The 21,843-nt window shown below is 47.7% G+C and carries 19 protein-coding genes; 14 read left to right on the forward strand and 5 right to left on the reverse strand.

The features are described 5' to 3' along the window. Positions 1-233 precede the first annotated feature (233 nt). A complete protein-coding gene (locus tag MKY42_RS11155; protein WP_053783691.1) occupies positions 234-758 on the reverse strand; it encodes an NAD(P)H-dependent oxidoreductase in 525 nt (174 codons plus the stop codon). A gap of 188 nt (positions 759-946) precedes the next feature. Here MKY42_RS11155 and MKY42_RS11160 point away from each other — a divergent pair, with 188 nt between their 5' ends. After that, positions 947-1,429 (forward strand): MarR family transcriptional regulator, encoded by a 483-nt coding sequence (locus MKY42_RS11160; protein WP_091000748.1) that lies wholly within the window; start codon positions 947-949, stop codon positions 1,427-1,429. A gap of 85 nt (positions 1,430-1,514) precedes the next feature. On the opposite strand, the gene MKY42_RS11165 is transcribed toward MKY42_RS11160, so the two are convergent. Beyond that, the gene (locus tag MKY42_RS11165; RefSeq protein WP_072732330.1) at positions 1,515-1,814 is read right to left on the reverse strand and encodes a hypothetical protein; all 300 of its coding nucleotides are present in this window, start codon (positions 1,812-1,814) and stop codon (positions 1,515-1,517) included. Between the two features lie 214 nt (positions 1,815-2,028). Between MKY42_RS11165 and MKY42_RS11170 the strand changes: the two genes are divergently transcribed. The 3 genes from MKY42_RS11170 (at position 2,029) to MKY42_RS11180 (ending at position 5,924) form a co-directional block, all read left to right on the forward strand. Further along, positions 2,029-4,053 (forward strand): Na+/H+ antiporter, encoded by a 2,025-nt coding sequence (locus tag MKY42_RS11170; RefSeq protein WP_339850998.1) that lies wholly within the window; start codon positions 2,029-2,031, stop codon positions 4,051-4,053. An 88-nt stretch (positions 4,054-4,141) separates the two neighbouring features. Next, the gene (locus tag MKY42_RS11175; RefSeq protein ID WP_090895731.1) at positions 4,142-5,080 is read left to right on the forward strand and encodes an aldo/keto reductase; all 939 of its coding nucleotides are present in this window, start codon (positions 4,142-4,144) and stop codon (positions 5,078-5,080) included. Positions 5,081-5,147: 67 nt separating this feature from the next. Further along, positions 5,148-5,924, forward strand: coding sequence for a polysaccharide deacetylase family protein (locus MKY42_RS11180; RefSeq protein WP_339851002.1), 777 nt, complete (start codon positions 5,148-5,150; stop codon positions 5,922-5,924). Between the two features lie 137 nt (positions 5,925-6,061). Here MKY42_RS11180 and MKY42_RS11185 read toward each other — a convergent pair whose 3' ends face one another. Further along, the gene (locus MKY42_RS11185) at positions 6,062-7,603 is read right to left on the reverse strand and encodes a DHA2 family efflux MFS transporter permease subunit (protein ID WP_339851004.1); all 1,542 of its coding nucleotides are present in this window, start codon (positions 7,601-7,603) and stop codon (positions 6,062-6,064) included. A gap of 8 nt (positions 7,604-7,611) precedes the next feature. Beyond that, on the reverse strand, positions 7,612-8,247 hold the full coding sequence (locus tag MKY42_RS11190; RefSeq protein WP_090895736.1) for an HlyD family efflux transporter periplasmic adaptor subunit: 636 nt from the start codon (positions 8,245-8,247) through the stop codon (positions 7,612-7,614). Positions 8,248-8,448: 201 nt separating this feature from the next. On the opposite strand from MKY42_RS11190, the gene MKY42_RS11195 reads away from it, so the two are divergent. From MKY42_RS11195 to MKY42_RS11205, 3 genes are all read left to right on the forward strand, one after another. Further along, positions 8,449-8,919, forward strand: coding sequence for a hypothetical protein (locus MKY42_RS11195; RefSeq protein WP_339851008.1), 471 nt, complete (start codon positions 8,449-8,451; stop codon positions 8,917-8,919). 122 nt (positions 8,920-9,041) lie between these two features. Continuing rightward, positions 9,042-9,248, forward strand: coding sequence for a YwbE family protein (locus tag MKY42_RS11200; protein ID WP_063564738.1), 207 nt, complete (start codon positions 9,042-9,044; stop codon positions 9,246-9,248). Between the two features lie 21 nt (positions 9,249-9,269). Further along, positions 9,270-9,860: a DUF4269 domain-containing protein gene (locus MKY42_RS11205; protein WP_090895741.1), complete on the forward strand. Its 591-nt coding sequence runs from the start codon at positions 9,270-9,272 to the stop codon at positions 9,858-9,860. Positions 9,861-9,873: 13 nt separating this feature from the next. On the opposite strand, the gene MKY42_RS11210 is transcribed toward MKY42_RS11205, so the two are convergent. Further along, complete coding sequence (locus tag MKY42_RS11210) at positions 9,874-11,310, reverse strand: hypothetical protein (RefSeq protein WP_339851014.1); 1,437 nt, start codon at positions 11,308-11,310, stop codon at positions 9,874-9,876. A 369-nt stretch (positions 11,311-11,679) separates the two neighbouring features. On the opposite strand from MKY42_RS11210, the gene MKY42_RS11215 reads away from it, so the two are divergent. The 7 genes from MKY42_RS11215 (at position 11,680) to MKY42_RS11245 (ending at position 21,775) form a co-directional block, all read left to right on the forward strand. Next, complete coding sequence (locus MKY42_RS11215; protein ID WP_090895746.1) at positions 11,680-13,479, forward strand: sensor histidine kinase; 1,800 nt, start codon at positions 11,680-11,682, stop codon at positions 13,477-13,479. Then, positions 13,454-15,073: a helix-turn-helix domain-containing protein gene (locus MKY42_RS11220; protein ID WP_339851018.1), complete on the forward strand. Its 1,620-nt coding sequence runs from the start codon at positions 13,454-13,456 to the stop codon at positions 15,071-15,073. The genes MKY42_RS11215 and MKY42_RS11220 overlap by 26 nt, the downstream gene beginning before the upstream one ends. A gap of 174 nt (positions 15,074-15,247) precedes the next feature. Then, entirely contained in the window at positions 15,248-16,243 is a 996-nt protein-coding gene (locus MKY42_RS11225) for an ABC transporter permease subunit (RefSeq protein ID WP_177185671.1), read from the forward strand. 17 nt (positions 16,244-16,260) lie between these two features. Further along, on the forward strand, positions 16,261-17,169 hold the full coding sequence (locus tag MKY42_RS11230; RefSeq protein ID WP_053783705.1) for a carbohydrate ABC transporter permease: 909 nt from the start codon (positions 16,261-16,263) through the stop codon (positions 17,167-17,169). A gap of 182 nt (positions 17,170-17,351) precedes the next feature. Further along, complete coding sequence (locus MKY42_RS11235) at positions 17,352-18,878, forward strand: ABC transporter substrate-binding protein (RefSeq protein WP_090895751.1); 1,527 nt, start codon at positions 17,352-17,354, stop codon at positions 18,876-18,878. A 122-nt stretch (positions 18,879-19,000) separates the two neighbouring features. Next, entirely contained in the window at positions 19,001-19,699 is a 699-nt protein-coding gene (locus tag MKY42_RS11240; protein WP_090895753.1) for a hypothetical protein, read from the forward strand. Positions 19,700-20,029: 330 nt separating this feature from the next. Beyond that, complete coding sequence (locus tag MKY42_RS11245) at positions 20,030-21,775, forward strand: sensor histidine kinase (protein ID WP_090895756.1); 1,746 nt, start codon at positions 20,030-20,032, stop codon at positions 21,773-21,775. Positions 21,776-21,843 lie beyond the last annotated feature (68 nt).

Genomic DNA, 21,843 nt, shown 5'->3' on the forward strand with positions numbered 1-21,843 from the left:
ATATAATGGATGAATATCGTATTACTTTATAATAACAGATTTATAAAAATCATTAAGTAACTAAAAGTAACTTTAAAGATATACGTTATTATAAACAAATTCAATCCAATAATGCAATAGAATCCTTCTATCTCTCTACAGGAAGGGATGTTCAAGCCTGCCGTACTGCTTTTAGCATATGAGCGCAGGCTTGATAAGAACAGCAATTTCTTTTATGGGAAATGCTCTAAATTCTATGTGATTAGTCGGTTGGTTATGCGAGCCACGCGTTCTCCCAGAGCTTTACCCAGTGCTATGCCCTGTTCGCTGAGCAGATCATCACTGTCCACCGGACATGTCACCCCAACACCATAATAAGATCCATATAATGCATTATCTGCAAAGTTCCCTGGCAGCCCGGTAATAATCATGCCCTGATGGAGCATGGGTGTCAGCAAATGAATCAACGTTGACTCCAGTCCGCCATGCTCGGTCGCGATGGTACAGAACACCGCACCCACTTTGTCTACAAGCTTGCCCTCTGCCCAGAGGTAGCCCAGCTTGTCGATCCATTTTTTCAACCCGGAGCTGATGGAGCCAAAATGTCCGGGGCAGCCCCAGATAATGGCGTCCATTTCCACCAGCTTATAGATGTCGGCTTCTTCTGTGGAATGCAAATGAACGGTAGCACCATGCACACTGGCCGCGCCAGCAGCAATCGACTCGGCAAGTGCTCGTGTATGACCGCCTTCACTATCGAAAACAATATAAATGTTCATTGCTTCATTCCTCCTTGTGTGGTTATCTGTTCATGCTATAAGGTAGCTTGTCACATGAAACCGTAAAATAAGCATGAACTTTACAGACAAGTAAAGGGTTTGGGAAACAAGCGCATTTTTCACAAACAAAATAGTACAAATATGTTACAATATAAGGTAGGTTATGATCAAAGGTAGGAGGAACGTTTATGAGCCCGGATACGGAGCGAAACTCTCAATTGGCAAATGTGGATCAATTGTTGGAGGCCTTCTTCAGATATAAAAATAAAGTATTGGATCAGCAGCAAAAGAATGAAACAAACTGCAAATTGAATCCGACGAAAAGTCATATATTGGGTATGATTCTACGTGAAGAACGCTGTATGGCTGTGGATGTGGCCAGACAACTTAGTCTATCTTCAGGAGCAACCACAATTGTGCTGAATCAACTGGAAAGCGAAGGTCTTATTCAGCGGGTGCGCAGCGAAGAGGACCGAAGAATTGTATGGTTGTCCTTAACGGAAGATGGGAAGCAGCTTGCAAAAACGTTGATTAATAATCGCGGTCGGATGACGTGGGAACTTTTGCAGGCGCTTACGGAAGAGGAACAACTGCAGATGTTTGGCATGCTGAAGAAAATTGAGCTAAAACTGCTGGAGAAAATGAAAACGTTGGAACAAACGCATCGCTAAATAAAAGGTGTGTAAAACGCCAGCCTTCAAGATTTGAAGCCCGCTTTGGGACTTGAATCTTGAAGGCTGGCGTTTTAATTTTCAATCAGAGATGGAAACGTTGAATGTGATCGGTCAGACCTTCCTGGATCAGAATTTCCTTCTGTTTTTTACCGAGCAGGTCAAAATGGGGGAAAGGCTGACGCCGATGGATGTAACGTGGGTCGAGTCCATGCTCTCTACACCAGTCCTCAAGCCGTTTCAGATCTGAACAACCCACTTTCGTCACACTGGTAATGCCCGGAAAACGGTTATCAATCCAGAAATGAGTGAGATAGGCAAGGTCGCCACGAGATACACGTTCTTTCCACTCGGCCAGCTCCTGTCGTTTAATTCCAAATGCCATAGACACCAAGTTCCTTTCCAAACGGGTATTGTCCTGAGCATATTGTAACATCTTATAAACAGAACCAATCAGAAATCTGCAATCGGACTGTTGTCCATTCGTTTTGGACGGTATTGAATATGACAACATTTTTATAATAAACTTTGGTTTATGTTAAAATAAGGCTATACCAAATGGTTTTCACCACTTCATTATTCGGAAAGGGATTGTCATCATGGAACTATTTATCGCCGTGCTTGTTTTGCTGGTACTGATCGGTTTATCGAATATTTTGAACCGGTTTGTACCCTTTATCCCCGTTCCGTTGATTCAGATTGTTCTTGGTGTAGCCATTGCACTATTACCTGCGGGTGTACATCTGCCACTGAATCCGGAACTGTTTTTTGTGCTCTTTATCGCTCCGTTGCTGTACAACGACGGGAAGCGAACACCGAGGCACGAGCTGTGGAATCTAAGAGCGCCCATCCTTTTGCTGGCCCTGGGCCTTGTATTTGTCACGGTTGTCGTGGCAGGATATGCCATTCACTGGCTCATTCCAACCATTCCGCTTCCTGCGGCTTTTGCACTTGCGGCAATTCTGTCCCCGACAGACGCTGTGGCTGTAGGCGCTATGGCAGGTCGTGTGCATTTACCCAAGAGCATACATAGGCTTCTTGAGGGAGAAGCATTAATGAATGATGCATCCGGTCTGGTTGCATTCAAATTTGCGATTGCCGCCACGGTTACAGGGGTATTTTCCCTGGCTCAGGCGTCATTTAGTTTTATACTTATCGCGATTGGCGGGTTGCTGATTGGTGCCCTGTTATCGTTCCTGTTGATCCGACTGGGTGTCTGGATTCGGCGTCTGGGGATGGAAGATGTCACGATTCATATGTTACTGCAAATTTTAACGCCCTTCGTCATTTATTTGGTAAGTGAGGAGGTCGGTGTTTCGGGCATTCTTGCGGTCGTCGCCGGCGGGATCATTCATGCGATTGAGCGTGACCGGACCGAGTCTGTACAACTGAAGATGCAGGTGGTATCGGCCAGTACCTGGTCTGTCATTCTATTTATTTTGAACGGATTGGTCTTTGTCATTCTGGGGGTACAGATTCCGGATGTGCTGAGTACCATCTTCGAGAATGTCTCGTTTGATAACCTCCAAGTACTTGGCTATGTGGGCCTCATCTCAGTGTTGTTGTTGGTGCTTCGTTTTGTCTGGATCTATCTGTTCTGGAAAGGAAATGAAAATTCCGGTGAGGCGTTGTCGAGCGGGAAGCCCCGGCTGAAAGAAATTACGATCATTACTCTTTCGGGTGTGAGAGGGGCTGTAACACTGGCGGGGGCCTTCTCCATCCCTTATGTTCTCCAAGACGGGTCTCCATTTCCTGAAAGGGATCTGATCATATTCCTGGCGGCAGGTGTGATTCTGTTCACTCTGATTGCTGCGAGTGTGTTCCTTCCTATTCTTGCGAAGAACGAAGAAAAAGCGGAGGAGGGTACACCGCAAACGACGGAACGAAAAGCACAGGGTATTATGCTGAATGCTGCCATTCGTGCAGTCAAGTCGGAAATGAATGATGAGAACAAAGCGGCTGCGCTTGCGGTTGTTTCCGACCTGTCGAAATATATCAGGCAGGCGGCTGGCGAGCTTACTGCCGGTAAGCGCAAGGAAATTTTGAAACAGGAAACAGCAATTAATCTCATCGGTACGCGGGCTGAACGCAAGGAGATTGAGAAGATGATGGATGAAAATGTAATTGCTTCGGAAGCCGCCTTTAAATGTAACAGCTGGCTGGATCGTAAGGAAATGATGCTTGCGAACCGTACGAATACCCAGATGATGTTCTCGCTTAGTGAAATTGGACGCGTGTTTGGACATGTGTTTATGAATCGTTCAAAGAAGCCGGATCAGCCATTTATGCTTGAGAATGCTGACCTGTTCCGTCAAGTGAAGATGCGTACCTCTGAAGCAGCGATCAAGGCGATTCGTGCTCATATGAACGATAGTAACCGGATTGTCGCTCTGTCGGTTATCTCCAGATATGAACGGGTTATTGCCAAGTTACGCACCTGGAATCAGGGCAAAACCGAAGATCCATTTGATCAGGAAAAGCTGGAATTGCAAATGGTGGCGATTCAGGAGCAGCGCAATACGATACAGCAGCTATACGAAAATGGTGAAATCAACCGCGATGTGGCCGCCAAACTTCGTCGATTCATCAATGATGTGGAAGCCACTGCGCTGAAAAACACTTAATCCGATAAACCCGATAATTTAAATATGCTTAACCCTCTGATATAATATAATTTGAGTTATCAACGCTCAGAAAAGGAGATGGATGAGAATGGCAGAACAACGTACTCGTTTGGGCAAAACAGATCTGATGGTTAACCCGATTGGATTGGGGGCAAATGCAGTAGGAGGACATAATATCTATCCGAATATGCTGAATGATGAGATAGGCAAGGATGTCGTTCGTACGGCTTTGAAACAGGGCATTAACTTTTTGGATACTGCTTTCATCTATGGACCTGAGCATTCAGAACGGTTAATAGGTGAAGTGCTGAAAGAAACGGGTCAGCGCCAAGATACCATCATTGCAACGAAAGCAGCACATCAATTTGTGGATGGCAACGTCGTTTTTGATAACTCGCCTGCTTTCCTCAAAACCTCTGTAGATGAGGCTTTGAAACGTCTGCAGACCGATTATATCGACTTGTTTTATATACATTTCCCGGATGAGCATACACCGAAGGATGAAGCAGTAGGTGCACTGAAACGTTTGAAGGACGAAGGTAAAATTCGTGCCATCGGAGTGTCCAACTTCTCCATTGATCAGCTGCGTGAGGCGAATCAGGATGGAGATGTGGATGTACTGCAGTCTGAATATAATCTGTTCAAAAGAGAAGCGGAGAAAGAATTACTGCCCTATACGGCAGAGCATAACATTTCTTTTGTACCTTACTTCCCTCTGGCAGCAGGTCTGCTGGGAGGCAAATATAATCAGGATACAACCTTCCAGGATGGACGGGCCAAGAACCCGTTATTCACGGGGGAAGCCTTTATTCAGAATCTGGACAAGGTGGAACAACTACGAAGCATTGCACAGTCCAAGAATGCGGAGGTGGCACATCTCGTTCTGGCCTGGTATCTGACACAGCCCTCCATTGATGCGCTCATTCCTGGTGCCAAGAAACCGGAGCAGGTCATCAACAATCTAAAAACACTGGATGTTGAGCTCACAGCCGAGGAAATTGCAGTGATTGATCAAATATTTCGTTAATTAGTTCTAATGAATCGGGAAATGCTAACAGGGAGTTTACGTTTGAAGATAAAGAGAGGACATAAACATGAACCTGAAGGCAGCCCGATTCATCGGATTGTGTACGCTGGTTTTTTTGCTTGGTAGCAGTTCTGCCTTAGCCAAACCTGTGCAGAAGAATCGACAGTATTATGAGGAACGGGGAGAGATTGTGTGGGAGGTTCCCACGCATGACAAACTCATCGCACTGACCTTTGATGATGGACCAGATCCTGTCCAAACCCCGCAGATTCTGGCTCTGCTCCAGCAATATCAGGCCAAAGGCACTTTTTTTGTGCTTGGTAAATGGGCGGAAAAGTTTCCTGATCTGATTAAGCAGGAGCAGCGGGAAGGACATGAAATCGCCAATCATACGTATGCACATACGTACGCGGTCAGGTCAACAAGGGCGGACAAGTACAGCCGCGAAATGAACATAGCGGAGAAATCCATTGTTGGAGCAGGGGCTCAGCGTCCCACGCTGTTTAGACCCCCGGGAGGCTATTACAATGACATGGTCATTCAGGTCGCCAAACAGCAAGGCTATACGATTGTGCTATGGTCCTGGCATCAGGACACACGTGATTGGGCTTCACCAGGTGTATCAGCCATTGTGAACAAAGTGCTGAAGAACGCACGTAACGGGGATATTGTGCTGTTTCATGACAAGGTGGAGGGCAAGTCCCAGACGGTTGCTGCGCTAAAAACGATTCTGCCCAAGTTGCAGGAGCAAGGTTATCGTTTTGTAACTGTATCGGAACTGCTTGCCGTTAAGGCGAGAGAGGCTGCCAAGGATGACAATTCATCCATTCCCCAGCATCCATAGTGCAAGCCAAAAACCGCAGGTCTCTGATTAAAGAGACTTGCGGTTTTTTATTGTTTCAATTTATAAAAGGGAAGCTTGCAGATCCGATCCGTGATACAGGGTTTTAGATAGGCTTTAGGGTTGCCAAGCGCCCAATTTTAGCGTTCAGGCTTGACTTTACGAGGACGGGAGCGAGCCCGCCGCAGGAACAACGAGAGAAACAGACCAATGATCGAAATCCAGGTCGCTACAATGAAAGCATCATTAATGCCTTCAATCGTTGACGTCTGAACAGCGATACCATAGAGCTGCTGTAATGCAAGGCTTGAACCTTGTTCAGGCGGCATTCCAGCCGCAGTTGCCATTTGCGTGCCGAGCATACCCACTTGTTCCGTCAGTGCTACATTGGTTGTGGTCACAGTGTTGCTGTAATCAGCCAAATGAATGCCTGCGCGAGTTGCCATCACCGTAATGAGCAGGGCGGTCCCGATCGAACCTGCGACCTGTCTGACCGTATTGGACATGGCCGTACCATGACTGGTGAGATGAGGCGGCAATTGGTTTAACCCCTCTGTCTGTACAGACATCATTAGCATGGACATACCGAAGCTACGGAACGTATATAGCATCATGATGTGGCCATAGGGCGTCTCCCCCGTCAACTTGCTAAACTCGAAGGTGGAGATGGCGGTAATGATCAAACCGACAATGGCGAGCGGGCGAGAGCCGATCCGGTCAAACAGCGCTCCTGAGATGGGAGACATGACCCCCATTAGCAATGCACCAGGCAGCAGCAGTAAGCCGGATTGCAGGGGAGAGAAGCCCCTTATATTTTGCAGATAGATCGGTAACAGCAGCATTCCGCCAAAGAGTGCCATGTTAATCGTTGCACTGACCAGCGTCGAGATGGTGAAGATGTCGTATTTGAATACTCGAAATTCCAGCAGCGGGTTCTTCATGACTGTCTCTCGGAGGACAAAGAAGACGATGAAGAGCACGCCGATGATCAGTGTCAACAGTACAGTTGCACTGGTCCAGCCTTTATCTCCGGCAGAACTGAATCCATATAACAGAAAGCCGAAACCGATGGTAGAGAATAATGCGCCAAAACCATCAAATTTCGGTGAAGTAAGCTTGGACACATTTCTCAGCCAAATGAAGGCAAACAAAATATCAAGCAAAGCAAGCGGGATGACCATATAGAACAGAATTCGCCAGGTATAGTGTTCCACGATCCATCCGGATAACGTCGGGCCAATGGCCGGAGCAAACATCATGGCAATGCCCATCGTGCCCATGGCAGTTCCCCGTTTCTCAGGAGGGAATACAGTTAGAAACACGTTCATAACCAAAGGCATAATAATACCGGCTCCGCTGGCTTGTACAATACGACCGATAAGCATGACCGTAAATCCGGGACTGATGGCACAGATCAACGAACCTAACGTAAACAACAGCATCGCAGTCACGAATAATTTGCGTGTACCGAACGACTCGATCAAGTAGGCGGTAATCGGAATGAGTACCCCGTTCACCAGCAAATAGGCTGTGGATAGCCACTGCACGGTCGTTGCTGAGACGTTAAAGTCATTCATCAAATGGGGGATGGCTACATTGAGCAAAGTCTGATTCAGAATGGCGATAAATGCGCCGAGCAGCAGGACAGCGATGGTTTTCCCAAGAGGTACTTGATTATCCATCAGCAGCCTTAGATATGAACGCGCACGGTAGCGCTCATGCCGGGAACCACACCCAGTCCTTTATATCCTTCGATCGTAATGATGATCGGGATGACTTGTGTTACTTTGGTGTAATTCGCATTGGTATTGGACGACGGCAGCAGCGAAAAGGAGGACGCAGTGGCAAGCCCGATCTGGTCTACTTTGCCTGTCAATGTGGTGTCTGGAAATGCATCGACATATACATCGACGATCTGACCCGTCTTAATTTTATCAATCGCGGTCTCATCCACATTGGCCGTCACGTACAGGTTATTGAAATCATAGGCCCGTGCGAGGGGCGTACCGGCAGATACTAGCGAATTCTCGACAGCGGTTTGTTGTACAATGGTGCCATTGACAGGCATCGTCACGGATGTGGATTTTCCTGCAGCGGTGACAGTGGCTACGGTATCGCCTGCATTAAATGTTGTTCCTACCTTGCCTTTCCAGGATCGAAGCTCACCGCTTACTGCAGAAGCCACGGAGATCGGCTGCCCGGTAACAAGCGCATTATCGGTTTTAACGTAGCTGGTGGATTGGTTGTAATAGTAGATTCCGGCCGCCCCAGCTCCCAAAATCACCAGTATAACGATGATATTGATCAAAATGGCACGTGAATTCATGCTGATCATTCCTCCTCAATTCGGTTTTCTGTACACCTTCTCTTTCAATCGGTGCTGAACGTCTTCTGCTGACAATCCTGTTTGGAGCATTCCCGCTACTTTGTCGCTCTATACGAAACAAGGTGAAATATTATTCGCAGAATAGGGCACCAATATATTGATTAAGGCTGCCTACAGGCGGATGATAAGGAGGATGCTCATATGTTGATCATTTTGGCGGTAATTGTTGTGATTGGTGTTGTGTTTCTGATGATTTATAACTCCAGATCGTCCCGCAAGGCTGCAGAAGCACGAGCTTCCAAAAACGCAGAGGTGGATGAAGGGCCTGTCCTGCTGCATGAAGAAGACCAAGCCCGGAACGAAGACCCAATTTACGCTGAGGAAGAGCAAGCAGAGGTTTTGGAACATGAAGATCACAGGCAAACGGAGATTCACCCTATGGATTCCACTTCGCAAGTGGCCCCTTCACCTCAGGAAAAAGAGACGCAGACGACAGAGGGTGACCAAGCTTACCGTCAAGCGTTGCTTCATTTCCGTAAACCTGCTGAAGTGGAAGAGGAAGCAGTGCTGACGGATACTAAAGAACCTGAAAAGAGTGCAGATGAAGTCTATCGATCAGCTCTGAAAGTGATGAAAAACAAATCCTCTGATCCCTCTTCCAAGCGGAAATAACCGTTCGGTTATGTTTTTGAACATGGGACATGGCTTTTGTTTTCAATCCAAAACGTCTACAATAGATGAAGCTTTGTGAATTAGGGCTGCATGACATGGAATACGTTGAGGAGAGGAAACCCATGAACGGACAACAACGCGTAAATATCAAACCGGGTCTTGAAGTGGATATCGTGCTCAAGCAAGATCAGCCGACAGGCAAACTGACACGTGGTATCGTGAAGGATTTGTTGACCAAATCGCCTACACACCCGCATGGAATCAAAGTACGTTTGACCAGTGGACAGGTGGGGCGCGTGAAACAAGTCGTTACAGGAGCGTCGGAATGAGCCAGTGCCCGAGGTTGTGACATGATTACAACTACGGATGTAATGGTACATTTGGCCTCGGGGAACGAGCGTCAGCAGGATGCGTATAAGGTACTGCAATCCAGTGGATTGTTGAGCATATTGGCTGCTTACCAGCCTTATCCGGCTGGAACAGTGCCCATTGATATTGATATTCCCGGAAGTGATCTTGATCTATTATGTGAGGCAGCGGATCTGGAGGCGTTCGAAACCTTGGTGCACCAACAACTGGGCGGAATGCAGGGTTTTCGATGCGACCGGGGGGATGGCCGTGCTGGCCAGCGTCCTTATGTGACCTGTAGTGTGGATATTGGAAACTGGCCTGTAGAGATTTTCGCTCAATCCATAGCTGTACGCAGGCAGAATGCTTATATTCATATGCTGGTTGAGTGGGAATTGTTGCAACTCTGGGGTGAAGCAGGACATCGGGAGATTCGCAAACTGAAGCTGGAAGGCTGTAAGACGGAGCCTGCATTCGCTGCGGTCCTGGGACTTCAGGGAGACCCCTATGACGAAATGCTTCATCTGGCCGCTATGAGCAAGGAAGAACTTTGGCAATGGGCCCGCTTGCGTACGTCTTTTCAGTTCGAATAGCCTGTTTAAGCAATTAGATGAGAAAGATAGCCACAATGGTGGTAACTGTTAATCCCAGCAGTACCGGCTTCAAATTGCGGCGTGCCAGTTCAAATGGACTGACTCCGCAAATGGCAGCGGCTGGAATTAAGGCCCATGGAATTAAGGTCCCACCGCCTACCCATATGGCGGCGACCTGGCCCAGTGCCGTCAAGACCGGTGCGGAATCTGCCGAACCTGCAAACATGGACGCAATGGAGCCGACCAGGGATATTCCGGAGAACCCCGAACCATCCATTCCCGTGACCGCTCCGGTCACAGTCATCGTTATAGCACCTACCGTATTATTCAGCGGCACTAGCCCTGCAAGAGCAACCCCCAAATCATTCACAATACCGTGTGAACCAGCAGGCAGCGGGTTGTTGAACAGCTCTGTAATCGCAGCATCTCCAAGATAAAAGAAAGCGGCAATCGGTATGACAGGACCAAACACCTTGAACCCGAACTGAAATCCTTCAATTAAATAGTTTGTTGTTTCTTCCGGACCTGTATGACGATGCGCGGCAAGTGATACGGCAATCAGAATGAGCACGGCTGTTCCGCCAATAAGTGCTGTGGCATCACCGCCTTGAAGTTTAAGTAAAAACATCAGAATGACATCGACTAAGAATAACAAGGGGATAATTAAAGCAAATGCCTTTTGCAAACGTGGCGGCATTGGTTGACGTTGAACGGCTGGCTTCTCTGAAATCAGCGCAGAGTCTGACAAAGGTGGATGTACGGTTACGGCTTCACCAGAGATCGGATCACTGAGTTTAACGGGAGAACCTGATTTCATCTCCTTGCGCAGCATCCAGAATGCGGTTACCGTTGATACTGTCCCCATCACGATGACAAGTGGGATACTTGCAGTCATAACAGCGGTAACAGGAAGTCCAGCTGCATCAGCTGTTAGTTTGGGTGCCCCTTGGATAATGTAATCCCCTGATAAGGCAATTCCGTGCCCGAACAGATTCATGGCAATGGCAGCACCGATGGGAGGAAGTCCGACGCGTACCGCTACCGGAAGAAGTACCGCCCCAACCAGGGCAACGGCAGGTGAGGGCCAGAAGAACAGCGATACGATCATCATAATGAATCCAATTCCCCAATAGGCGACCTGTGGAGAACGGATGAATCGGGTAAGCGGTGTCACCATGACTTCATTGATTCCCGTCCGAATTAACACTCGGCTCATGGCGACAATGATCGAGATGATAAAAATGGTGCTGAGCAGCTCTTTGGCTGCGTAGATAAAACTGCTGAAGATGCCGGAAACTGATCCGCTTAATGTTTCGGTCGCGAGGAGTCCAATGGTCATAATACCTGCGACACAAATGATGGTTGTGTCTCTACGCCGAACCATGACGGCGATAATCAAGATGATAAAAGCCAGATATACATAATGCAATGGGACGAGTTGAATATTCATCGGACATGCCTCCTTACATCCTTGGTGTCAATTCAAGGAGTGGTATATCGTATGCATGTCATCACCGGGCGTTCGTGGAGTATGGAGAAGGATTTTTTTTACAGATGGAGAACTAATTAGAGCATGGACCCTCGAACACGTACTGTAAACTAGAGGTGCAAGTCACCAGAATTGACAGTAACAGGTCACGGAATCACATAGACAGACGCAAGCAAGTATGATTACAATAAACATGCCATTATAAGGAAGAAGATGGAAGAAACACAGAAGTAGATCATCTGAAAGCGGAAGAAATTGCTTAGGATTGATAGCGGTTACAACGATGTGCATAAGAACTGAAATCCAGATTAGACAAAAGGGCGGGAATTCATGAATTTCATCCGTTCACTGCGCTTTAAGTTTATTGTGGGTCTGACATTGATCATGCTGCCATTATTCATGCTGCTCTATTACAACAATGTGTACGCCATGAAAGTTGTGCGTGATCAAGTGTCTCTCACCAATATGAATCATCTTGCAAAAAGTGTGGAGCAGAACGAGCGCGTGCTGCAGGAGACCAATCGGTATTTATACAGTCTGGGCGAGCGAGATCCGGATATTATCTCCCTGTTTTTTCTCAAATATGGCAGCGGCGATTATATTATTGCGAAACAGCGCATTATGAACAAATTCATGACCGATATCGGATTTTATAATCTGATCGATTCATTTTTTCTGTACGATGCTGTGAATGATGATCTGTTGCTCGCTACTTCAGGCAATTATGATGTCAAAATGTCGATTGTGCAGGAGAGCATGCCGGTCCAGATGCAGCAGCTGGAGGGGGAAATTCAGAAGCCGGAGTGGAGCATCGTTCGGGGAGGCACATGGAATGCCTTGGTCAAAACGGTGCGGATCAACGCCCAGTTCTATGCGGGGGCGCTGGTGGACATGAACGCACTGAATCACCCCGAGCAATTCACGGAATCCGGTGACCGGGGAGGTGCAGTCATCGTGGGAGCAGATGGCGGGGCACTGTCCGATTCAGCCCTGAACTCGGCACAAATCAAACTGGCCGCAGCCCATATCACTGGATTGAATAATCCATACCAGGTGATCTCTGAAGTGACATCCACAGGCAATGCACGTCAGTATCTGATGCTTGGCATTCCCTCAGCCATGTCTGAGATGAATTATATTGTGCTGCTGCCCGAGGAGGACATGATGCGAAACCTGCCATTTTTTCAGCAGATCATTCGCCTGCTTCCGATTGGTGCAGCGGTCATCCTGATCACAGCTATGATTTTTCTCAGGCAGCTCCTGTTCCGTCCAATGAATGTGGTCATACGTGGGATGAGGAGGGTTAGCCGAGGAGAACTTGATGTGAGGCTTGAGACGCCGGCTTCATCTGAACTGGAGTTTGTCACGCACAGCTTCAATCAGATGACAAGTGAGATCCAGCATCTGAAGATAGATGTGTATGAGGAGCAATTGCGCACGAGGGAAGCAGAGTTCAAACAATTGCAGATGCAGATTAATCCTCACTTTTACCTGAATTCATTGAATATCATTCATAGCCTGGCTTCGTTGCAAAAGCATGAGCTGGTGCAGCAGATGGCTGGTCATCTGGCAGATTATTTCAGGTTCAGCCTGCGTGCAGGCAAACGTGTCATTCGATTGGATGAAGAATTGCAACATATCAGTCATTATTTGGAGATCCAGAAGCTGAGGTTTCCAAACAAGCTGGATTTCGTTCTGGATGTTGAACCGGATCTTGGGCACTATGTGCTGCCGCCCTTAACGATTCAGCCTTTTGTGGAGAATGCCATTATTCATGGTTTTCAGCGGCGCAAAGAGCCTTTTGTTATTCGCATAACAGCACGCAAGTCGAAAACGTTATCTGATCCTGCACCATCTTCGGTTCTTCAACTTTCGATTACGGATAACGGTGTTGGATTTGAGCAAGAAATACTGGAGCGCCTGCAACAGGGGCAATACGTCGAAGATCCGGGTGGACAGCACATTGGCATCTGGAACGTTATCCATCGGCTGCTTGTAAAGTACGGCGAACATGCCGGATTGCAGTTCAGCAATCAGACTGAAGGAGGGGCAGCAGTCCATATTCATATGCCTGCCCAGACGGAAGAGGAGGAAGGGGGAGCCAATGCGGAACCTGTTGATCGTGGATGATGAAGTATACGCCTTGCAAGCGATGGTGGAAGGGGTGGACTGGAGCCTGGCCGGAATTGACCAGGTATTCAGTGCTGGTGATGCGGAAGAGGCGAGAATGCTGATGAGAGCCCATCCCATCGATATAATGATCTGTGATATTGAAATGCCGGGTGAAACGGGACTGGATCTGCAGAGCTGGGTGTTAAAGCATGATCCCGGCATGCTGACGATTTTTCTTACAGGTCATGCCCTGTTCGATTATGCCCAAACGGCAATCAAGCTGAACAGCTTCGATTATGTGCTGAAACCTGCTCCCGCCGACCAGCTGCTCAAGGTTGTGAGCCAGGCCATGGACAAAATCAAGGATGGCGAGCAGCGTTCCCGCACCAATGAAGTATATGAGACCGTGTATAAACGCTGGCAGACGCATAAACCGCTGTTAACCGAGCGTTTCTGGAAAGACGCCATCTCACAGCGTGTGACCTTAACCCAGCAAAAACTTCAGGAGCTGGCCGAGGTCTATGGAGCCGAGATTGATCCGCAAGTGCGCGTGTTGCCCATTGTCATTTCCGTTGAAGAATGGGTGCGAGACTTCGATCTGCGTGATGAGGAAGTCCTTGAATATGCGCTTCGCAATGCTGCCAAGGAAATGCTGCTTGGTGACAAACCCGGTGAAGTGTTTCAGGACCACAGTGGACTAAATATTGTGCTTGCATACGAACACGATGGTATCGTACCTACGGCGGGTGAAGTGGAACAAGGATGTCAGAGCTATATCAAGGAATGCGGTACCTACTTTTATTGCCGATTATCCTGTTACGTAGGAGTCCCGGTTGCTGTTACAGATTTACAGGGGATGCTGAATGAGCTGATGGATATGGAGCGTCGCAATATCAACGAGCTTGAAGGGGTCTTTATCTATGACGAGGTAGGCCGAGATACGGAGGACCGCTTTCTGCCAATACCGTGGTTTTCCGAGCTGTCCATCCTGTTCGAAACGGGAAAGTTTGACGACCTGCGCGAGCGTGTGGATGAAATCTTTGAATTGCTGGCTGCACAGGAGCGTTTGTCACCCGAAATTCTGCGCTTGTATTACCATGCCATGCTGCATGTAATCTACCCGTTGCTGCATCAGAAAAATGTATCCGTACGCAGCCTGTACCCCGGAGAACGGGAGCCGGAGGAAAACGTTGTGACACGTTCGTTGCCCCAGCTGAAGCAGTGGACATTAGACCTGATCAGTCGTGCGATCCCGGTATTGTACCCGGACGATCACAGTCCAATGACGATTGTGGACCAGTTATGCATTTACATTGAAAACCATATTGGTGAAGAGCTGATGCGCGAAGAACTTGCATCCTTTGCCGGATTTAATCCGGCCTATCTATCCCGTCTGTTTCGCAAAGAAAAGGGTATGTCGCTTTCCGAATTCATTCTCCAGCGCAGAGTAGCCAAAGCAAAGACGTTATTGTCCCAGTCTACCGTGAAGGTGACGGATATCGCAGGCAAGGTCGGGTACTACAATTACTCTCATTTTACGAAAATGTTCAAAAAGTGCACGGGCATTACCCCACAGGAGTTTCGTAAACAGTCCCGAACGGTACAGATTTGACGCAGCATGCTGCGTCTTTTGTTTTTTTGTGCCCTAAAGTCATAATTTGATAAGTGAACAGGTCACCACAGCAGATAGTGGACCTGAACGCCCCGCCGTATACTTGAACCACAGGAGACACAGCGGTGTTTCATCCTGAGGATGAAATTCAAGAGGAGTGAGGGAGAACAAGTTATGAAGACACAACCCCAGGCGGGTAAGGCAGCACGTCTATCGAAAGGAACGGACCTACCGGATATACCGGTTCGAAAACGAAAGTCTGTCCTGTACAATCTAGGTAAATTCAAGGTTTTGTATCTTATGTTTTTGCCAGGCATTCTGTTTCTGCTGGTAAACAACTACATGCCGATGTTCGGCGTTCTGATTGCATTCAAAAATGTAAACTATGCGGACGGCATTTGGGGCAGTCCGTGGAGCGGCTGGGATAATTTCAAGTATTTGTTCTCCACCAGCGATGCTTGGGAGATCACCCGTAATACGCTCGCATATAACACCGTATTTATTGCGCTGAATTTATTTGTAGGTGTAGGACTTGCGATATTGTTGAATGAAGTGAAGAACAAGGCAATGTCCAAATTGTATCAGTCCCTTATGCTGCTTCCGTATTTTCTGTCGATGATTGTAGTCAGTTATCTGGTGCTCGCTTTTCTCGGCAAGGATTCGGGCTTCATGAATTCAACGATTCTTCAGCTCTTTGGCGGACAACCAATTGACTGGTATTCAGAGCCTAAATATTGGCCGTACATTTTGCCGCTGGTGAATACATGGAAAAATATTGGTTATTATGCCGTCATTTATCTGGCAGCAGTGGTAGGCATCGATGAGGAATATTATGAAGCGGCCGTGCTGGATGGCGCGAGCAAGTGGCATCAGATTCGCTTCATTACCGTTCCGTTTCTCGTACCGCTAATCGTGATTATGACATTGCTGCAGATCGGTCGTATTTTCTACGCGGATTTCAGCCTGTTCTACCAGGTTCCGCTGGAATCGGGCGCATTGTTCCCGGTCACGAACGTTCTGGATACGTATGTGTACCGAACCTTCCTTATTGGAGGAGATATCGGGATGTCCTCGGCAGCCGGGCTGTATCAGGCTGTTGTCGGATTTGTACTTGTACTCGTATCCAATACGATCGTTAGGAGAATGGACAAAGATAATGCATTATTTTGAGAGGAGGCAAGCCAGCTGTGAAATCACGTGATCCATTAGCCGTGTCGCGGCGTTCCGCGTCTATCATACACGCTATGTTTATATTCTATGCCATTGCCTGCATCGTGCCGATCCTGCTTGTCTTCGCGATCTCATTCTCGGACGAGACGACGGTCATTGCGAACGGGTATAAGCTGATTCCGGAGAAGTTTAGCCTTACTGCCTATGAATTTCTGTTCAAGGACATGGATCAGATCATCCATTCCTATGGCATATCCATTATCGTAACCGTGATAGGTACAATAACGAGTGTAGCACTGACGGCATTGTACGCGTACCCGCTTTCTCGAAGAGATTTGCCGTATCGCGGGTGGTTCGCCTTTTTCATTTTTTTCACCATGCTGTTCAATGGCGGTCTGGTCCCGTGGTATCTCGTCTATGTGAACGTACTGGATTTGAAAAACTCGATTCTGGCACTGATCATGCCGCTGCTGCTGTCACCGTTCTTCGTGCTGGTCATGCGTACGTTCTTCGCTAACTCCATTCCGGTATCGATTCTTGAATCGGCACGGATTGATGGAGCGGGTGAACTGAGAACCTTTACACGTATCGTGCTTCCGCTCTCCCTTCCGGTGATGGCGACCGTTGCACTGTTCAGCACATTGAATTACTGGAACGACTGGTATCTCAGCATGATTTTTATATCCGATAACCGGACGATCAGCCTTCAGTACCTTATGTACCGGACGCTGCTCGATATTCAATATTTAACATCCAACTCCAATGTCTCTTCACAGATTTCCTCACAGGGCGGATTGCTGAATCTGCCGAATAAAACACTGCAAATGGCGATGGCTGTTGTCGGTATCGGTCCAATCGTACTGGCATATCCATTCTTCCAGCGGTATTTCATCAAGGGCCTTACTGTAGGCGCAGTGAAGGGGTAACTCCGGCCGGTTAGCGGAGAGAGCAACGGATCATTGAAGATGGACCTGAGGGGGCATATACAAAAAGCAGCGAGTACAGTCACGCCGGAGGGCCGGCGAAGGAACGGACTTATGCAGATTGGGAAACATTGCGAATTGGGGCAATCGGTTGCAAGGTCCAACATATGACGGGAGGGGTTCACTTGGTTAGAACGTTTAAGGTATGGCCGCGTTTTGCGGCAGCAGTTATGGCGCTGAGCCTGGTACTGGCAGGCTGCTCATCAGACAAAGGCGGAACAACACCGGAAGCACAGGGTGGCGGTGCAGCGGAGAGTGGGGGCAAGCCCTATGAAGTAACGCTGTATTATCCAGGGACACCACAGAAAGATGTGGCTCTGGTCGAAGCCGAGATCAACAAAAAGATGGAGCCCAAGATCGGGGCAACACTCAAGATCAATGCGATCGACTGGGGTCAGTGGGATAACAAGCTGAATCTTATGATCTCTTCAGGAGAAAAAGCAGATATTATTTTCACGGCGGCTTGGCAAAATTATACGGTCAATGTGGCAAAAGGTGCATTCTTGCCGCTGAACGATCTACTTGACAAGTATGGGCAGGATATCAAGAAAAATCTCGATCCAGCCTTTCTGGAAGGCTCGCAGGTGGATGGCGTAAACTATGGCGTTCCTACCAACAAGGAGCTGGCAGCGACGCGTGGTGTACTGGTACGCAAAGATCTGGCTGACAAATACAAGCTCGATCTGACCGCAGTGAAAACATGGGCTGACCTGGAGCCATTGCTCAAAACGATCAAGGAAAATGAGCCGAGCGTCACCCCGTTCTATATGTCGAATACCAACGGTAACGGGCTGCTGGAAAATCTGGACTGGGATTATCTCGGTGATGCATCCGTTCCAGGCGTCATCTCCAAAACAGCGGGTACAACGACGGTACTGAACGAAGTAGAGACCCCTGAATTCAAGGAAGCCGCTGAGCTTGCACGCAAGTGGTATCAGGCTGGATACATTAACAGTGACGCAGCGACTTCCAATGTGTTCCCGAAAGATCAGGCGAAGGCAGGCAAGGCTTTCCTGTGGACCGATGGCATGAAGCCGGGCAAGGATAAGGAAGAAGAAGGGTATGTCGGATATCCACTGACCCAGATTGAGATGACACAGCCTACAATTACAACAGGGGATGCTTCCGGTGCGATGCTGGCGATCTCCCGTTCCTCCGAGCAGCCGGAGAAGGCGATGCAAGTCATTAACCTGCTGCATTCCGACAAAGAAATCAACAACCTGCTCAACTTCGGAATTGAAGGCACACATTATGTGAAAAAAGACGGACAGGACAACATTATTACCCTGCCTGAAGGGGTAGATGCGAACAGTCGCACTTACAATCCGGGCGCACAATGGCAGCTGGGCAACCAGTTCCTGAACTATCTCTGGGATAATGAAGATCCGCAGAAATGGGAAAAGTTCAAGGAGTTTAATGCCAAAGGTGTTAAGTCACCTGCACTGGGCTTTACGTTCAACAGTCAATCCGTCAAAAACGAAATTGCTGCAGTCAACAACGTGAACAAACAGTTCAAACCGGGTATGACCTCGGGTGCAGTAGATCCGAACGAGATGATCCCGAAATATCTGGAGAAGCTGAAAGCCGCAGGTATTGATAAAATTATTGCTGCCAAACAAGAACAGCTCGACGCCTTCCTGGCGAAAAAGTAGAAATGAGATGCAAAACCAAAGACGTTTTCGGTGAAAAACCGGAGCGTCTTTTTTTATTTGGATCGTAAACCATAATAAGGAAAAATATGATATAATCAGGTGGCTGATTAGGGGGTGTTCTTGTGTCGAGAACCAGACTTGTGTTCTCTGCGATATTATTGCTGTTTGGCATCATTTTTACGTTTAAGCATCACCTCGGTTTCTCTGTGGGGGACACGATGTTGTCTGCTATAGGCATGTCGCCTTATACCACATCCTACGTAAGTGGTGTGCATATCACGTTATTTTTTGGAATGGGTATATTAGCGTGCAGCTACTATCTTACTCGCAAAGAAATCATGCCATTATATCCGGTTCTGGCCAAACGGCTCTGGCTGATCGTTCTCGCGATTGTTCTCAGTTATTCCTACATGACGGATAAATTGATGTATGTAGCGAAATGGGGGGCTTCCGGTATCCATGGTGTTTCCTATGTCCAAAATGATAGCTCCTGCACCTATGATGTACTGGACAATGGCATTACACGGGTAAACTGTGACCTGACACTCAAAAATTACACCCGAGAGCCTGTAGCAGCTGTGCTCTTGCCTGACTTGGCCAGCAGTTACAAACACCAGGATGATCCGCTCTATGAATCCCTGCAATCTGTGCAGCTGAAGCCGGTGCATATAGAGATTGAGCCGCATGGAACATTTAAGGGTCAACTGGCGTTTTCCGGTTTGGCTGGCTCCCCGCTGCGAGTTAAAGGTAAGCTAACCGATATTGTAATGGATGTCGCCGTAGATGGAGAGAACACCGTGTTTGACTACGATATTCCATAATGATTTTGCGTTAGCACGATAGAATGAATACATAAGAAGAGTGTAAAGAATTAGAAGAAATGAACCAATATACAGGGTTTAGTAAGGAGCTGGCTGATGTCGGCTCTTTTTGGCGTGGAAGTTGCAATTAGTGCAGAAAAGTTGGTTTTGTCACCTTTATGCATGTATATGGTAACGCTTACGATGTATAGAGAAGCTCTTTAAAGAGGTTAAGTCAGGAGTAACAGTTGAGCTATGAAGCGGATTCGCCCAGAAAAAACAGTTTATGTTTACCGCTTTCATCGTTAAAATTAGATTCACTGACTAATGAAGGCAAGGTGAGGTAAGAAGATGTCATACCGGACGAATCTATTTTCCAAAATGGTCATTTTAATTCTAATTATGCTGGTCCCAGTCGTACTGCTGTACTGGTATTCCAACCATAAAACGACAGCAGTTCTGCGGGATGAGCTCAATCGCTCCAACAGCAACCAACTGGAATTTTTTCAAAATCAGGTGAATACACACATCGAGTTGTTATCCTCGTGGCCAAATCTGCTCATTCATGATCCTGATATTGCGAGCTTCCGGCGGATCTACGCCGACAGTAAATATTTCGACCTGGATACGATCAATCTGGTTAAACGTATTCAGAACAAGCTGAGCATCCAGGAGAGTTCGTCCAACTGGACAACGAAATTGTACCTCTATTCACCGACGCTCGGCAGGGTCATCTCTGAACGAGATGCCGGCTATTACGATCAGCAGACGCTGCGAGGCAACATATCATCCGGATGGAATGTTCGAAAGATTCAAGATGGGCAGGATGATCGATTCATTTTCAGCTGGATCACCGTATCACCATACGGCATTAGCGATCCTGCAGCCAATGCGCAGACTGTAATTAAGCTTGAATTCGACAGTGACAACATTCGAGATATGCTGGACAAATTCAAGGACGATGGTCGCCATGATCCCTTCTATTACCGGGAAGAGACGGGGGTTATCTATAACCGAACCTCGGATCGTGTCCTCACAGGTCAGTTGATGGACAAGCTGGCCATTGATAAGCTCAAGGATGTGGATAACCGGACGGTAGTCATCGACGGCGAGCCTTACATGGTTAATACGGTAAAGTCCAGCACGACAGGCTGGTATCTGGTTGATTACATGCCATTATCAGCTATTCTGAAGCCGATTCACCAGTCCAATATCCTATTTTATTCGGCCATGATTTGTCTGCTATTGATGAGTTTTGCCGTGGCCTATCTGTTATATGTACAGGTCCAAGTCCCTGTCAAACAGTTGATTCGTGGATTCCAACGATTGAAGCAGGAGGATTATTCAGTCCGAATTACACCCAAAGGACGTAATGAATTCAGCTTTTTGTCAGAACGATTTAACTCCATGGTGGCGCAGATTCAGCAGTTGTTTGAACACGTGTATCTGGAACAGATTCATGTGCGTGAAGCCCGGCTGAAACAGCTGCAATCGCAGATTAATCCACACTTTTTCTATAATTGTTTCTCGTTCATTACGAGCATGGCCAAGTTGAAGCGTGTCGACGCTGTCGTTGCCATGTCCCATAATCTGTCCCGATACTATCGGTATACGACAAGGCAGGAGCGTGATGTGGTGCCGCTCACAGAGGAAATTGAATTCGTCACCTGTTATCTGGAGATTCAGCAGATGCGTATGGACCGAATACGTTTCAAAATTGACTTATCCGAGGACATTTTGCGGCAGGAGGTACCTCCGCTCATCGTACAACCACTAGTGGAGAATGCGGTAATACATGGGATTGAAGCCGATGCCGAAGCTGGGGAAATACGGGTGTCGGGAGAACAGAGAAATGGCATGATGATTCTTACCGTAGATGACGACGGGCACGGTATGGATGAGCAGGCCCGGCAGATGCTGCTTCACAAACTCACAGGAGGTATGGATCAAGAGATGGGTTGCGGGTTGTGGAACGTTAATCAGCGTCTTCAGCTCAGGTATGGGGACCAGGCGGGCATTAGCATAACGGAATCACCGCTCGGTGGGCTGCGTGTTACCTTGTCTTGGCCTGCTGATGAGAAACATCTTCTTGAATAGAAAGATAGAAATAGAGACGCCATATGATCACAGCATGATAACAAAAGAAAGAATACATTGCATAACGA

The organism is Paenibacillus sp. FSL W7-1088 (assembly GCF_037969855.1).
Lineage (GTDB): Bacteria > Bacillota > Bacilli > Paenibacillales > Paenibacillaceae > Paenibacillus.

Excerpts from the sequence above, each read along its gene's own strand:
- MKY42_RS11190 (WP_090895736.1), bottom strand. The coding sequence starts at position 8,247 with ATGAATTCACGTGCCATTTTGATCAATATCATCGTTATACTGGTGATT.
- MKY42_RS11180 (WP_339851002.1), top strand. The coding sequence starts at position 5,148 with ATGAACCTGAAGGCAGCCCGATTCATCGGATTGTGTACGCTGGTTTTT.
- MKY42_RS11220 (WP_339851018.1), top strand. The coding sequence starts at position 13,454 with ATGCGGAACCTGTTGATCGTGGATGATGAAGTATACGCCTTGCAAGCG.
- MKY42_RS11225 (WP_177185671.1), top strand. The coding sequence starts at position 15,248 with ATGAAGACACAACCCCAGGCGGGTAAGGCAGCACGTCTATCGAAAGGA.
- MKY42_RS11175 (WP_090895731.1), top strand. The coding sequence starts at position 4,142 with ATGGCAGAACAACGTACTCGTTTGGGCAAAACAGATCTGATGGTTAAC.
- MKY42_RS11215 (WP_090895746.1), top strand. The coding sequence starts at position 11,680 with ATGAATTTCATCCGTTCACTGCGCTTTAAGTTTATTGTGGGTCTGACA.
- MKY42_RS11200 (WP_063564738.1), top strand. The coding sequence starts at position 9,042 with ATGAACGGACAACAACGCGTAAATATCAAACCGGGTCTTGAAGTGGAT.
- MKY42_RS11155 (WP_053783691.1), bottom strand. The coding sequence starts at position 758 with ATGAACATTTATATTGTTTTCGATAGTGAAGGCGGTCATACACGAGCA.
- MKY42_RS11165 (WP_072732330.1), bottom strand. The coding sequence starts at position 1,814 with ATGGCATTTGGAATTAAACGACAGGAGCTGGCCGAGTGGAAAGAACGT.
- MKY42_RS11160 (WP_091000748.1), top strand. The coding sequence starts at position 947 with ATGAGCCCGGATACGGAGCGAAACTCTCAATTGGCAAATGTGGATCAA.
- MKY42_RS11205 (WP_090895741.1), top strand. The coding sequence starts at position 9,270 with ATGATTACAACTACGGATGTAATGGTACATTTGGCCTCGGGGAACGAG.
- MKY42_RS11245 (WP_090895756.1), top strand. The coding sequence starts at position 20,030 with ATGTCATACCGGACGAATCTATTTTCCAAAATGGTCATTTTAATTCTA.
- MKY42_RS11185 (WP_339851004.1), bottom strand. The coding sequence starts at position 7,603 with ATGGATAATCAAGTACCTCTTGGGAAAACCATCGCTGTCCTGCTGCTC.
- MKY42_RS11170 (WP_339850998.1), top strand. The coding sequence starts at position 2,029 with ATGGAACTATTTATCGCCGTGCTTGTTTTGCTGGTACTGATCGGTTTA.
- MKY42_RS11195 (WP_339851008.1), top strand. The coding sequence starts at position 8,449 with ATGTTGATCATTTTGGCGGTAATTGTTGTGATTGGTGTTGTGTTTCTG.
- MKY42_RS11210 (WP_339851014.1), bottom strand. The coding sequence starts at position 11,310 with ATGAATATTCAACTCGTCCCATTGCATTATGTATATCTGGCTTTTATC.